Genomic DNA, 14,183 nt, shown 5'->3' on the forward strand with positions numbered 1-14,183 from the left:
CAGATGCCGGGACTAAACACCTAGCGGCTGGCGCCCGGCCGCCACAGCACGTCGCCGGCCGCGCCGGCATTCACCGCGCGCGCGGCGACGAACAGCCAGTCGGACAGGCGGTTGAGATAGGCGAGGGCGGGGGCGTTGAGCCCGCCGGCCGCCACCGCGCTCCGCTCCGCGCGGCGGACGATCGCGCGGGCGAGGTGCAGCGCCGCCGCGGCGGGATCGCCACCGGGCAGAATGAAGCTCGTCAGCGGCGACAGCGTGGCGTTCATCGCGTCGATCTCCGCCTCCAGCCGTGCGACCTGCTCGGGCAGGATGCGCAGCGCGCCGTCGATACCCTCGGGCGTGGCGATATCGGCGCCGAGGTCGAACAGGTCGTTCTGGATCACCAGCAGCCGCGCCGCCGGATCGCGGGTGCCGAGCGTCGCCAGTGCGACGCCGATCGCGCTGTTCGCCTCGTCGACATCGCCGATCGCGATCATCACCGGCTCCGCCTTCGACACGCGCGATCCGTCGACGAGGCCGGTCGTCCCGGCATCGCCGGTGCGCGTGTAGATGCGGTTGAGCTTTACCACTTTGGTAGCAGGATCAGGTGCGCCCGGCGGCGAACAGGATCACCACGACGATCAGGATCGCCAGCGCTTGGAAGAAGATGCGCTGCTGCATCATCCGGTTCGATTTGAGCGACGCCGCCGAGGGGCCTTCGCCGCCGCGAACCTGAGCGTGCGATTCCTGGAGGAAGGCGATGACGCCCCGGACCAGCGCGACCACCGTCGCCAGCATCGCCGCGATCAGCAGAATGACGAGGAAGGTGTTCATGCGTCCTACTTAGGGCCGGTGCGCGGCAAAGCCAATGGGAAGCCGCCCGGCGCGCAGCGCCTCGGCGAGCGCGGGGCCGTCCTCCCCCGCGGCGCGCAGGTCGGCGAGCGCGGGGGCGCCGTTGCGCTTGGCGAGCCGCGCGCCGTCCGGACCGGTCAGCAGCGCATGGTGCAGGTAGCGCGGCGTCGGCAGCCCGAGCAGCGCCTGGAGCAGCCGGTGGATATCGGTTGCGCGCAGCAGGTCACGGCCGCGCACCACGTCGGTGACGCCCTGTGCGGCATCGTCGACCGTCACCGCGAGATGATAGCTTGCGGGCGCATCCTTGCGCGCCAGCACGACGTCGCCGAACGCCTGCGGATCGGCGCGCTGCGGCCCCGCCTCGCGATCGGTCCAGTGCAGCGGGCCGGTGCATGCCACCGCCGCCGCCATCGCCAGCCGCCATGCATGCGGGGCACCGTTCGCGATCCGGGCCGTGGCCTGCCCGGGGTCGAGATGCCGGCAGGTCCCCGGATAGACCAGCCCGTCCGGCCCGTGATGCGGCGCGCTGGCGCTCGCCGCGATATCGGCGCGCGTGCAGAAACAGGGGTAGAGCAGGCCCTGTTCCCGCAGTCGCGTCAGGGCAGTCTCGTATAGCGCCAGCCGCGCCGACTGGCGGACGGCCGGTCCGTCCCATGCCAGCCCCAGCCAGGCGAGATCGGTGAGGATGCCCGCGACATGCGCCTCGCGGCTGCGCGTGCCGTCGATATCCTCGATCCTCAGCAGGAACGTGCCGCCCGCGGCGCGGGCATGGTCGTGCGCGCGGATCGCCGCATAGGCGTGGCCGAGATGCAGTGGCCCGGTCGGGCTCGGCGCGAAGCGCGTCGTGACGCTCATCGCCCCCGCCGCTCCTGCCGCCGCCGCCCGGCGCAGCCCCCTTGACCGACATCGGTCGCCCGTGCTGTCATACTGGCGTCACTCTCGTGGGCGACATGGCCCGCGGGTAATCCGTGGGAGGAGCCGTGTTTCATCCCGATCTGATCCGTCACCCCGACAGCTGCCCCGCGCTGGTGCTCAACGCGGACTATACGCCCTTGTCCTATTATCCGCTCAGCGTCTGGCCGTGGCAGACCGCGATCAAGGCGGTGTTCCTCGACCGGGTCGACATCGTCGCGCATTACGAGCGCGCGGTGCGCAGCCCAACCGCGGAGATCAAGCTGCCCTCGGTGATCGCGCTCAAGCAATATGTGCGTCCTTCGGCATTTCCGGCGTTCACCCGCTTCAACCTGTTCCTGCGCGACCGCTTCTCCTGCCAATATTGCGGCGTGGGACGCGACCTGACGTTCGACCATGTCGTGCCGCGCGCGCAAGGGGGGCGGACGACGTGGGAGAATGTCGTCACCGCCTGCGCGCCGTGCAACCTCCGCAAGGGCGGACGGACGCCGAAACAGGCGCATATGCCGCTGTACGTCGAGCCGATCCGGCCGACCAACTGGCATCTGCAGGAACATGGCCGCGCCTTTCCGCCCAACTATCTCCACGACACGTGGCACGACTGGCTCTATTGGGACGTTGAACTGGAAGCATGACCGAAGGGGGCCGTTTTTGCGCAATCTGATGATCGTGGCCGCGCTGGTGGCGCTGGCGGGTTGCGGCAGCGCGCGCGAGGAAAAGACGGCGCAGGCCGACGCCAATGCGGCGGGCTTCGTGCCGCCGGCGGTGACCAGCCGGGTCGATTTTTCCAGCGCGATGGAGCGGCGCTTCCGCGAACTCGATCGCAACGGCGACGACCGGTTGGACAAGACCGAACTGCCCCGCCAGAACAGCCGCCTGATGAATCTCGACCGCAACAAGGACGGCGAGATCAGCCTGATCGAATGGGGCGAAGGCACGCTGAAACGCTTCGACCAGATGGACCTCAACCACGACGGCACCGTCACGTCGGACGAGGAAAGCGAATGGCGCGCCGCCCGCGCGGCCGGGCGCCAGCCGGCGGCGGCGGCGACCACGCCGATGCTGGGCGATACGCTGAGCAACCAGGGGACGGTGGCGCCGCCGTCGCGCTGACCGGCCGGGAGGGCGACGGCGGCCGCAACCGTAACGGCAACCGCTGCTTTTGTCGTGCAAACCCCATCCCCGGTTGACCCCGCTCCTGCCGCAGCGCAGCATGAGGGGCATGGCTACCGTCGACCCCGCTTCGCTTCCCCCGATCGCCAACAACCCTGACGTCCGCTTCCTTGGTGCGAAACTGGGCGACGTCATCCGCGCCTATGGCGGCGATGCGCTGTTCGAGGCGACGGAGGCGATCCGCCGCGCCTCGGTCGAGCGGCACCGCGGCACCGACACCAGCGACGCGATCCACCGCCACCTGCAGGACCTCGGCCTTGACGAGACGCTCGATTTCGTCCGTGGCTTCATGCTGTTCTCGATGCTTGCCAACCTCGCCGAGGATCGCCAGGGCATCGCCGCCGAACAGGGCGCCGACGTCGCCGCCGCGCTGGCGACGCTGGCGGACGAGGGCATCGACCGCGCCGCGATCCAGCAGTTGCTCGCGCATGCGCTGATCGTCCCCGTGCTTACCGCCCACCCCACCGAGGTGCGGCGCAAGAGCATGATCGACCACCGCAACCGCATCGCGCAGCTGATGACGCTGAAGGATGCCGGGCGCGAGGAAACCCCCGACGGCGACCGCGTCGAGGATGCGATCACCCGCCAGATCGCCTTGCTGTGGCAGACGCGGGTGCTGCGTCGCGACCGGCTCTACGTCACCGACGAGGTCGAAACCGCGCTGAGCTACATGCGCGAGGTGTTCCTGCCGGCGCTGCCCGCGCTCTACCAGCGCTGGGACCGCGCGTTCGGCGAACGCGTGCCGAGCTTCGTCAGGCCGGGGAGCTGGATCGGCGGCGACCGCGACGGCAATCCCTTCGTCACCGCCGATTCACTGCGCACCGCTTTGGGTCGCGCCTGCGAGGCGGTGCTCGGCTTCTATCTCGATGCGGTCCATGCGCTGGGCGCGGAATTGTCGATCTCGACGCAGCACGTCCCCGTCGATGCCGCGGTCGAGGGGCTGGCGGACGCGAGCGGCGATACCGCCGAAAGCCGCCGCGACGAGCCGTATCGCCGCGCGCTGTCGGGCATCTATGCGCGCCTCGCCGCGACGCATCAGGCGCTGACCGGCAAGGCAGCGCCGCGGCCCGGTCACCTGACGGGCGAACCCTATGCCGATCCGCAGGCGTTCCGCGCCGACCTCGTTGCGATCGCGCATGGCCTCTCCCCGAAGGATTCCGGCACTGGGGCGCTGGGGACCGGCGGCGCGCTCGGCCGGCTGATTCGCGCGGTCGAGACGTTCGGCTTCCACCTCGCGACGCTCGACCTGCGCCAGAACAGCGCGGTCCACGAGCGCGTCGTCGCCGAGCTGCTCAAGACCGCCGGTGTCGAGGCGGATTATCTGTCGCTCGACGAGGACGCGCGCGTCGCTTTGCTCCGCCGCGAACTCGCGCATGCCCGCCCGCTCGCCAGCCGCTTCACCACCTATTCGGAGGAAACCGATTCCGAGCTGAAGATCGTGCTCGCCGCCGCCGAGGCGCATGCGAAATACGGGCCGGCGTGCATCACCAACTATATCGTCTCGATGGCGCAGTCGGTGTCCGACCTGCTCGAGATCAACCTGCTGCTGAAGGAGGTCGGGCTCTACCGGCCGGGTGACGCGCCGAGCGCCGCGATCATGGCGGTGCCCCTGTTCGAGACGGTCGGCGATCTCGAGGCCGCGCCGGGTATCATGACCGCCTGGTTCGGCCTGCCCGAGATCGCCGCGATCGCCGCGAAGCGCGGGCATCAGGAGGTGATGATCGGCTATTCGGACAGCAACAAGGACGGCGGTTACCTCACCTCGACCTGGCAATTGTCCAAGGCGTCGACCGCCTTGAAGCCGGTGTTCGAGGCGGCGGGCGTCGGCATGCAGCTGTTCCACGGGCGCGGCGGTGCGGTCGGGCGCGGCGGCGGCAGCGCCTTTGCCGCGATCCGTGCGCAGCCCGCCGGCACCGTGCAGGGCCGCATCCGCATCACCGAACAGGGCGAGGTGATCGCCGCCAAATACGGCACCCGCGACAGCGCGATGACCAATCTGGAGGCGATCGCGTCCGCCACCCTGCTCGCCAGCCTCGAGCCGGAACGGCTGTCCAATGCCGAGAACGACCAGTTCGCGGGCGCGATGGACACGCTGTCCGACACCGCCTTCCACGCCTATCGCGACCTCGTCTACGGGACCGACGGGTTCCGCACCTTCTTCCGCCAGATGACGCCGATCAGCGAGATCGCGGGCCTGAAGATTGGCAGCCGCCCCGCCAGCCGCAAGAAGAGCGACGCGATCGAGGATCTGCGTGCCATCCCCTGGGTGTTCAGCTGGGCGCAGGCGCGGGTGATGCTGCCCGGCTGGTATGGCGTCGGCCAGGCGCTGGCGGGGTTCGAGGACCGCGGCCTGCTGAAGGAGATGGCGCAGGGCTGGCCGCTGTTCGCCTCCAGCCTCGCCAATATGGAGATGGTGCTGGCGAAGTCGGACATCGACATCGCCGGTCATTATGCCGAACTGGTCGAGGACGAGGGGCTGCGCACCACGATCTTCACCCGCATCCGCGACGCCTGGCACCAGACGCACGACGGGCTGCTGGAGGTGACGGGCCAGACCCGCCTGCTCGACAAGCATCCCGCGCTCGACGCGTCGATCCGCCTGCGCCTGCCCTATATCGAGCCGCTCAACCTGCTCCAGATCGAACTGATGAAGCGCCACCGCGCCGGCGAGGACGATCCCCGCATCGGCGAAGGCATCCTGCTGTCGATCAACGCCGTCGCGACCGCGCTGCGCAACAGCGGATAATCGGGGGCAAGCGCGGGTCTTCGCTGCGCTCGGTCGCCGTCAATCCTGCGCCTGCGCGCCCTCAGTGGAAATCCCGCGACGGCGGCAGCACGCGGACGTCGCGCGGATGGCCGCCGCGGGGGTCGCGGCTCATGATCGGTTTGGGGCGGATCACCTCGTCGACCGGCAGCAGCGGGGTTTCGGCGTTATAGTCGGACGATAGCCGGCCGAGTTCCGCGCTGCGGTCGTACGCCTTCACCGTCATCAGGTGGATGACGCCCTCTTCGCTGCGCTGGATCACGCCCTCCAGTACCAGCAGCCGCGCCGCCATCACCGCGCGCCGGTTCGCCTCGAAATCGCGCGCCCACATCAGCGCGTTGGTGATGCCGGTTTCGTCCTCGATCGTGACGAAGATCGCATTGCCTTTGCCCGGCCGCTGCCGGACCAGCACCACGCCGGCGATCCGCGCCCGCCGCCCGTCCTTCGCGCGCGCCGCCTGCGCGCTCGACATGATGCCCTCCGCGGCGAAGACCGGGCGCAGGAAGCGCATCGGATGGTCCTTCAGCGACAATCGCGTCGTCTGGTAATCCGCCGCGACCTGTTCACTCGCCGGCATCGCCGGCAGCCGCGCGTCTGTTTCCTCGCCCAGCTCCGGCGCCTCCGCCGCGGCGAACAGCGCGAGCTGTTTCGGCGGCGTGCGCCGCACCGCCCACAGCGCATCGCGCCGTTCCATCGCGATCGAGCCGAACGCGTCGGCATCGGCGAGCAGGTTGAGCCCGCGCGTCGGCAGTCCCGCCCGCGCCGCGAGCGCCTCCACCCCCGCGAACGGTACGTCGCCGCGCGCTGCGACCAGCGCCTCGGCCCAGCCCTGCCGAAAGCCGTCGACCTGGCGGAAGCCGAGCCGGATCGCGAGGCTGCCGTCGTCCAGTCGCTCCAGCACATTGTCCCACTGGCTGGCGTTGACGTCGATCGGCCGCACCACGACGCCATGTGCGCGCGCATCTTGCACCAGCTGCGCGGGCGCGTAGAAGCCCATCGGCTGCGAATTGAGGATCGCGCAGCCGAACACCGCGGGGTGGAAGCATTTGATCCACGACGACACATAGACCAGCCGCGCGAACGACAGCGCGTGGCTTTCGGGAAAGCCATAGCTGCCGAATCCCTCGATCTGCTTGTAGCAGCGCTCCGCGAAGTCGCGGCTGTAGCCGCGGCGGACCATGCCGCCGATCAGCTTCTCCTCGAAATTGTCCATGCCGCCGACCTTGCGGAACGTCGCCATCGCGCGCCGCAGCTGGTTCGCCTCGCCCGGTGTGAACCCCGCCGCGACGATGGCGAGCTTCATCGCCTGTTCCTGGAACAGCGGCACGCCATAGGTTTCCCTGAGCAGCGTGCGCAATTCGTCGGGTGGACCGAAGGCGGGGTCGGGGGAGGGGAATTCCGGTATCTCCTTGCCGGCCCGGCGACGGAGATACGGGTGGACCATGTCGCCCTCGATCGGCCCCGGCCGCACGATCGCGACCTGCACGACCAGATCGTACAATTTGCGGGGCTTGAGGCGAGGCAGCATGTTGATCTGCGCCCGGCTTTCGACCTGGAACACGCCGATACTGTCGCCCTTGCAGAGCATGTCGTAGACATCGGGATGTTCGTCGACGGCGATCGTTTCGAGCTGGTGCGTGCCCAGGCCATGGTCGTGCATCAGGTCGAATGCCTTGCGGATGCAGGTCAGCATGCCGAGCGCGAGGATATCGACCTTCATGATCTTCAGTTCGTCGATGTCGTCCTTGTCCCATTCGATGAAGGTGCGGTCCGCCATCGCGCCGTGATGGATCGGCACCGTCTCGTCCAGCCGCCCCTGCGTCAGCACATAGCCGCCGACATGCTGCGATAGATGGCGGGGGAATTTGATGAGGCTGTCGACGATGGCGCGCAGCCGCGCGATCTCGGGATTGTCGATGTCGAAGCCGGTCTGGCCGAGATGTTTCGCCTCGAACCGGTCGGCGAAGCTGCCCCAGACGGTGCTGGTCAGCCGCTGCGTCACGTCCTCGGTCAGGCCCAGCGCCTTGCCGGCTTCGCGCACCGCGCTGCGCGGGCGGTAATGGATCACGGTCGCCGCGATCGCCGCGCGATGGCGGCCGTAGCGGCGGTAGATATATTGCATCACCTCCTCGCGCCGCTCGTGCTCGAAATCGACGTCGATATCGGGGGGCTCGTCGCGTTCGGCCGAGACGAAGCGCGAAAAGAGCAGATCGTAGCGCATCGGATCGACCGAGGTGACGCCGAGCAACCAGCAGACCGCCGAATTCGCCGCCGATCCGCGGCCCTGGCACAGGATCGGCGGATCGCATTCCTCGCGCGCGAAGCGGACGATGTCGTGAACCGTCAGGAAATAATAGGCATATTGCCGGTCCCGTATCAGCGGCAGTTCCTCGTCGAGCAGGGCCTGCAACCGGGCGGGGAGGCCGCCCGGAAAGCGCCGATGCGCCGCGGCATAGGCGATATGCTCCAGCCAGCCCTGCGCATCCCAGCCATCCGGCACCGGTTCGTGGGGATATTCATAGGCAAGCTGCGTCAGCGTGAAATCGATGCGATCGAGTATCGTCAGGCTTTCCGCCACCGCCTGCGGCGCATCGGCGAACAGGCGGGCCATCTCCTCGCCGGGCTTGAGGTGCCGTTCCGCATTGGCGGCGAGCAGCTGCCCGGCCGACGCGATCGTCGTACCATGCCGGATGCAGGTCAGCACGTCGTGGAGCGGCCGGGCATCGGCAGTTGCGAACATCGCATCGCAGGTCGCGAGTAGCGGCACGCCGACGCTCCGGGCGATCTGCGCATGGCGGCGCAACTGCCGTCGATCCCGGCCGGCGCGCGGCATGGTGAGGCCCAGCCACAGCCGGTCCGGCGCGGCATGGGCGAGCCGGCGCAGCGTCTCGCCGAGGCTCGGGTCGTCGCGGCGTGGCGGCAGCATCGCCTCCGGCCGCGGAGTCGCCGGCCGAGCGCTCGACACGGGCAGCACGATCAGCAGCAGGTCGTCGCTATGCCGCAACAGGTCGCCCAGCCCCAAGATGCAATCGCCCTTCTGCGCCCGCAGATTGCCGGTGGTAAGCAGGCGGGTCAGCCGGCCCCAGCCATGCCGTGTGGCCGGATAGGCGACGATGTCCGGCGTGCCGTCGGCGAAGACCAGCCGCGCGCCGACCACCAGCTTGAAATCGATGTCGCGGAAGCCGCCCGTGATCGCGCGCTCGCGGATCTCGCGCAACGCCTTGTGGACGCGCACCACCCCGGCGACGGTATTGCGGTCGGCGATGCCGATTCCCGCATGGCCCAGTGCCACCGCCTGACCGATCATGTCCTCGCCATGACTCGCCCCGTGCAGGAACGAGAAATTGGTTGCGGCGACCAGTTCGGCGAACGCGGTCATGACGCGGGGCGGGGCGTCACGCGAACAGCCCGTGCAGATACCAGCGCGGATGCTCGCGTTCGTCGTGCAGGCCGTGGCGGAAGATCCAGAAGCGGCGGCCGCGGCGATCCTCGACGCGATAGTAATCGCGGGTCGGGATCGTCGCATCGTGCCGTCGCCACCATTCGCCGGCGATCCGCTCCGGTCCTTCCGAACGGGCGATCTCGTGGACGCGGCGGCGCCAGCGGAAGCGGTGCGGGGGGCCGTCCGGCACCTCGGCCATGACGCTCTCGATCGGCTGTGGCGGGTCGAACAGATAGATCGGGCGCAGCGGCGGCTCGCCCGCCTCCGTCTCCGGCCAGGCGGCGGCCGGCGCGTCGGCGGTGGCGGGCAGCATCAGTTCGGCCTGTTCGGGGATGTGGCTGTCGCGCGCCCCGAAGCGGCGCACCCGGCTGCGCCCGAGCCGGGTCGAGAGCTGGTCGACCAGCTGCGCCACTTCCCCCTCTCGCGAGGCGCCGCCCTCCAGCCGCAATTGCGCCGCGTCGAGCCGCTCGGCCAGCGCGACGTCGAGCCGCACCAGATCGTAGCCGAAGCCGGGGTCGAGCGGATCGGCGAGGCTGTCGATCCGCTCCGCGAACAGGCGCATCAGCAGCGCGACGTCGCGCGTCGGCTGGCCCGTCTCGACGCGCAGCGACTGGACGTGGCCATCGGCGCGGAACAGTCGCGCCTCCCACCGCCGCCCGCCCTGGTGGCGTTCGGTCAGCGTCGTCGCCGCCGCCTCTGCCAGTTCCTCCAGCACCTCCAGCGCATAATCGGTGCGCGCGATCGGTTCGGCGAAGCGGCGCTCGACCGCGATCGGGGCGATCCGGACGCGCGCCTTCACCGGTGCTCTGTGGTCGCCGGCGAGCCGCCGCACCATCGTCGCCGCCTCTTCGCCGAAGCGCGCGGCGATCCCCGCCAGCGGACGCGCCATCACATCGCCGACCGTCTTCAGCCCGGCGCGGGTCAGCGCCACTGTCGCATCTCGGTCGAGGTCGAGCGCCGCCACCGGCAGCCGCTTCACCGCGCCCTTCTCGTCCGGCGCGGGCGCACCGGCATAGCGGGCGAGCGCCCGCGCGATCTCCGGCGTGTCGCCGAACGCGTGGCGCGCCAGGATGCCGCGCCGCGCCATCCGCGCCTCGACATCTGCCGCCAGCGGCCGTTCGCCGTCGAAAGCATGCGCGCAGCCGGCGATATCGAGCACCAGGGCATCGGGCGGCATCAGCGCCACCGTCGGGCTGTAGCGCGCGCAACCGTCCGCCAGCCGCTCCAGCCAGTCCATGTCGGCGTGCGGATCGGCGGGGAACACCTCCAGCTCCGGCACCCGCGCGCGCGCATCGGCGAGGCTGAGCCCCGGCTCCAGCCCGGCGCGCGCCGCGGTCAGGTCGGTCGCGGTCAGCCGCACCGCCTGACCGACCGTCTCGGTAAAGGCGATCGGCGTCTCACCCTGCCGCACGAACAGATGCGGCCGGGTGGCGCGCAGCCGCTCGATCGGGAGCCACGGAAAGACCAGCGCCAGATAGCGGCGCTCCACGGAAACTCTTGGCATCACGATCCCATTCCACGCGCCAGCGCTGCCCCGCGGGGCCTCCGCGCCGGCGCAGACATTCGACGTCGAACGCGGGGAGGCCGGGCGCGCCCTCTCCCCCGCCCTGATCCAGCGCGGTCGACGGCACCGCCGCCACGCCCCAGCGGGTCGCCGCGGCGCTCGGCGTCGGTGCGGCGCCGATGCGTAGCGACAGGATGGTAACGCCCGACGATTCGGCCGCCAGCATCAGCCGCCGCGTCGCGGTGAGGTCGAATCCCGGCGCGCGTCCGACGCTCTCGACCAGCACGGTGCCGAGGCCGGCACAGCGCGCCGCATCCGCCGCCGCGCGCAGCAGCGCCGCCTCGTCCGCGACGACGCCCAGCACCAGCGAATCGGCGGACAGCCCCAGTTCGATCAGGCCGGTCGCATGCAGCCGGCCCTGGCTGCGCTCGCACGCCTCGGTGCGCAGCCACAGCAGCGGCAGCGCGCCGGCGGCGAGTGCGGCGGCGATGCCGAAGCCGGCGCCGCTCGGCCCGTCCTCGCCATCGATCGCATAGATATCATGCAGTTGCGCCCGTCCCAGCCCCTGCGCCAGCCAGGCGTCGACCGGCGCGGCCATGGCTTGCGCAGCGCCCGTGCCGGCGGCAATGCGCCGCAGGCGGGCGATCAGGGCGGACGAGTCGGCCATCTATGTTCTTGTAATGTTCTATATATCGAGTCGCCAAGCCTGAATCGTGTTGCTGTATTTCGAGATAGGGGTTGCACCCCTCAAAACACGCGGCTAATAGCGCCCCTCACCCACCGACCAGCCGGTCGGACAGGCGCCAGAGCGGGCGTAGCTCAGGGGTAGAGCACAACCTTGCCAAGGTTGGGGTCGAGGGTTCGAATCCCTTCGCCCGCTCCAGTTTTTCCATGCATCCAGCGAGAAACAGCCGAAAGGCGATCCGCACCGTCGGGATCGCCGGTAACGCGTGGGCGGATGGCGGCGCGTGTGCCCGGCTGTGCCGGCCGCATCGTCCGGTCGACGTGCGGTCGTCGGGACATGCGATTAGGTCGCCCGATGGAAATCTGATAACAGGGCGCTACCGCCGCACCGCGACGGCTGAGAGACCGCTTTGTGCTCCCGCTCGAGACGGGAGGCGCCTGTGCCGACTCTGCGCAACATGCATCGCAGGCGTGCCTTGTTCGAACAGGGGATGGCCGACCGGTCGGCGACCAACATGGCGCGGATCATCCATCAGCGGCTGGCGCTGCTCCACGACGTCGAGGCCGAAGCCCCGCTGCCCGGGCCATCGCCCGCAGAGCCGGCGCGGTGACGGCGGCCGCACTGGTGGCGGTGCAGGCCCCGAGCGCCGCGTCGCCGCGCGAATCGTGGCCGGTGAAGGTCTATCGGTCGAGGACGGTGCCGACGGACTGGTGACGCCTGACAATATTGCCAGAAAATCATGCCTTTCGGCAAGACAGAATCAGTGTTGGGGACGTGAGCGCAAGCTGATCGCCCGCTTCAATATTGAGCGACAGGATCGTATAATCCGAAAAGGACGGGTCATTATGGCTTGATTTTCTCATTTCGGTTTGAATACTTAGGCAATAAACTCGGGTGAGCGACCCGTCTTAATGAACGGTAAACATCCGCCGGGTCATGCTTGGCCATGGATGAGGGCTCACATGGCGACGCACTGGAGCAGCATAGGGGGCTGGGCGGCTCGCTGCTCAGGTTGCAGAACGCGATCCTAGGGTCGATCGCCAAAGGCGACCGGCTCGCCTCGACCTGCACGCAACTGTGTGTCGAGGTCGAGGCGCTGCTGCCGGACGTAATCTGCTCCGTCCTGCTCGTCGACGACGAAGGCCGGCTGCATCCGCTGGCGGGGCCCAGCCTGCCGAACGCCTATTCCGCGGCGCTGGACGGCACGCTCATCGGCCCGTCCTCCGGTTCCTGCGGCAGCACCGCCTATTTCGGGACGGAGGTGGCGGTGGAAGATATCGCCACCGATCCACGCTGGGAACAGTATCGCCACATCGCGCTGTCGCACGGCCTCAGGGCCTGCTGGTCCAGCCCGATCATCAACGCCGCCGGCACCACGGTCGCGACCTTTGCGATCTACCATCGCGAACCGACGATGCCGACGGAGGCGGAGCGCGAGGTCGTGCAGAATTGCGTGCATCTCTGCCTGATCGCGATCGACCGGCATCATCGCCTGGTCGAGCACGAACGGCGCGCGTTCACGGATGCGCTGACCGGACTGCCGAACCGCGCGGCCTTCAATGCCGCCTTGCTCGATCTCGACTGCCGGCAGGTCGGCGGCTGGGCGCTGTTCGCGCTCGACCTCGACAATCTGAAGGTGGTCAACGACACGTTCGGCCATGCCGCCGGCGACGGCCTGTTGCGGGCGGCCAGCCGCTGCGTCGAGAAAGCGGCCTTCCCCGACCGCGCGTTCCGCATCGGCGGCGACGAGCTGGCCGTCGTCGTCCAGTCGCCTGACGCGCTGCGCGATCTGGAGGGGGCGGCCGGGAAGATCCTGCAGGCGCTGATGTCTCCGGTCGATTGCGGCGGGCAGATCATCGTGCCGCGCGCGACCATCGGTGGTGCCGTCCAGTCGCACGATGCGCCGTCGGTGGATCGCGTCCGGCAGAATGCCGATTTCGCGCTCTACCATGCCAAGGAAACCGGGCGGGGCGGGTTCGTCCGCTACTGGCCGGGCCTGGGCTCGTCGATGACGCAGCGGCTGAGCGCCATCCGCGACGTGGGGGCGGCGCTGCGCGAGGACCGGATCGAGGCCTTCTATCAGCCGATCTTCCGCCTCGACACGCGCGAGATCGTCGGGCTCGAGGCGCTGTGCCGCATGCGCATCGGCGACGGGATCGTCGCAGCCTCCGCGTTCCACGAAGCGATGAGCGACGTGTATGTCGCCACCGCGATCACCGCGCGGATGATGCAGATGGTCGCGGCGGATATCCGCGGCTGGCTGGATATGGGCATCCCCATCCAGCATGTCGGCATCAACGTCTCCTCCGCCGACCTGAGCGGCGGGTCGGTCGACCGCGTCCTGACCGATGCCTTCGCCCAGGTTGGCGTGCCGCTGGAGCATGTCATCCTCGAGGTGACGGAAACCGTCTACATGGGCGATGGCGACCAGCTGATCCAGGCGGCGATCCAGTCGCTGCGCGGCAAGGGCATCAAGGTGGCGCTGGACGATTTCGGCACCGGCTTCGCCTCGCTGACGCACCTGCTCACCGTGCCGGTCGACATCATCAAGATCGACAAGACCTTCGTCGATCACCTCGCGGTGGACAGCGTCAGCATGACGATCGTCGAAGGGCTGATCCGGATCGCGGAGCGGATGAACATCCGCATCGTCGCGGAGGGCATCGAGTCCGAGGAACAGGCCGGCCTGCTCGCCGCCGCGGGCTGCATCCTCGGGCAGGGTTTCCTGGTGTCGCCCGCGCTCCCGCGCCAGCAGACGACCGCGCTGCTGCTGAGCCGGGCGCAGCGTCCGGAGGGCGCGGCAACCGGCGTGCCTGCTGCCAATACCGCGCGGATGGCGACGCGGGGGTTGGGTTAGGGGCGTTGGTGTCAT

General features: G+C 69.3%; 11 protein-coding genes and 1 tRNA gene. 6 read left to right on the forward strand and 6 right to left on the reverse strand.

From position 1 onward, the window contains the following. Window positions 1-20 precede the first annotated feature (20 nt). Genes B2515_RS00040 through gluQRS form a run of 3 tightly spaced genes read right to left on the reverse strand, consistent with a single transcriptional unit; the run spans window position 21 to window position 1,686 of the window. Complete coding sequence (locus tag B2515_RS00040; protein WP_293872493.1) at window positions 21-569, reverse strand: cob(I)yrinic acid a,c-diamide adenosyltransferase; 549 nt, start codon at window positions 567-569, stop codon at window positions 21-23. 13 nt (window positions 570-582) lie between these two features. Then, window positions 583-813, reverse strand: coding sequence for a twin transmembrane helix small protein (locus tag B2515_RS00045; protein WP_230631597.1), 231 nt, complete (start codon window positions 811-813; stop codon window positions 583-585). 9 nt (window positions 814-822) lie between these two features. Beyond that, complete coding sequence (gene gluQRS, locus B2515_RS00050) at window positions 823-1,686, reverse strand: tRNA glutamyl-Q(34) synthetase GluQRS (protein WP_293872494.1); 864 nt, start codon at window positions 1,684-1,686, stop codon at window positions 823-825. Between the two features lie 125 nt (window positions 1,687-1,811). Between gluQRS and B2515_RS00055 the strand changes: the two genes are divergently transcribed. From B2515_RS00055 to ppc, 3 genes are all read left to right on the forward strand, one after another. Further along, a complete protein-coding gene (locus tag B2515_RS00055; RefSeq protein ID WP_293872495.1) occupies window positions 1,812-2,378 on the forward strand; it encodes an HNH endonuclease in 567 nt (188 codons plus the stop codon). A 16-nt stretch (window positions 2,379-2,394) separates the two neighbouring features. Then, the gene (locus B2515_RS00060) at window positions 2,395-2,856 is read left to right on the forward strand and encodes a hypothetical protein (RefSeq protein WP_293872496.1); all 462 of its coding nucleotides are present in this window, start codon (window positions 2,395-2,397) and stop codon (window positions 2,854-2,856) included. Between the two features lie 109 nt (window positions 2,857-2,965). After that, window positions 2,966-5,662: a phosphoenolpyruvate carboxylase gene (ppc, locus tag B2515_RS00065; RefSeq protein WP_293872497.1), complete on the forward strand. Its 2,697-nt coding sequence runs from the start codon at window positions 2,966-2,968 to the stop codon at window positions 5,660-5,662. A gap of 61 nt (window positions 5,663-5,723) precedes the next feature. Here ppc and B2515_RS00070 read toward each other — a convergent pair whose 3' ends face one another. The 3 genes from B2515_RS00070 to B2515_RS00080 are packed head-to-tail and all read right to left on the reverse strand — an operon-like array spanning window position 5,724 to window position 11,293. Then, the gene (locus tag B2515_RS00070; RefSeq protein WP_293872498.1) at window positions 5,724-9,059 is read right to left on the reverse strand and encodes an error-prone DNA polymerase; all 3,336 of its coding nucleotides are present in this window, start codon (window positions 9,057-9,059) and stop codon (window positions 5,724-5,726) included. Window positions 9,060-9,075: 16 nt separating this feature from the next. Further along, entirely contained in the window at window positions 9,076-10,626 is a 1,551-nt protein-coding gene (locus B2515_RS00075) for a Y-family DNA polymerase (protein ID WP_414711342.1), read from the reverse strand. Continuing rightward, window positions 10,520-11,293 (reverse strand): hypothetical protein, encoded by a 774-nt coding sequence (locus tag B2515_RS00080; RefSeq protein ID WP_293872500.1) that lies wholly within the window; start codon window positions 11,291-11,293, stop codon window positions 10,520-10,522. Before B2515_RS00080 ends, B2515_RS00075 begins: the two co-directional genes overlap by 107 nt. A 141-nt stretch (window positions 11,294-11,434) precedes the next feature. Between B2515_RS00080 and B2515_RS00085 the strand changes: the two genes are divergently transcribed. From B2515_RS00085 to B2515_RS00095, 3 genes are all read left to right on the forward strand, one after another. Then, a tRNA-Gly gene (locus B2515_RS00085) sits at window positions 11,435-11,509 on the forward strand. A 241-nt stretch (window positions 11,510-11,750) separates the two neighbouring features. Continuing rightward, on the forward strand, window positions 11,751-11,921 hold the full coding sequence (locus tag B2515_RS00090; protein ID WP_293872501.1) for a hypothetical protein: 171 nt from the start codon (window positions 11,751-11,753) through the stop codon (window positions 11,919-11,921). A gap of 336 nt (window positions 11,922-12,257) precedes the next feature. Next, complete coding sequence (locus B2515_RS00095; protein WP_293872502.1) at window positions 12,258-14,168, forward strand: putative bifunctional diguanylate cyclase/phosphodiesterase; 1,911 nt, start codon at window positions 12,258-12,260, stop codon at window positions 14,166-14,168. Window positions 14,169-14,183: the final 15 nt, after the last annotated feature.

The organism is Sphingomonas sp. UBA978 (assembly GCF_002292295.1).
Taxonomy (GTDB): domain Bacteria; phylum Pseudomonadota; class Alphaproteobacteria; order Sphingomonadales; family Sphingomonadaceae; genus Sphingomonas.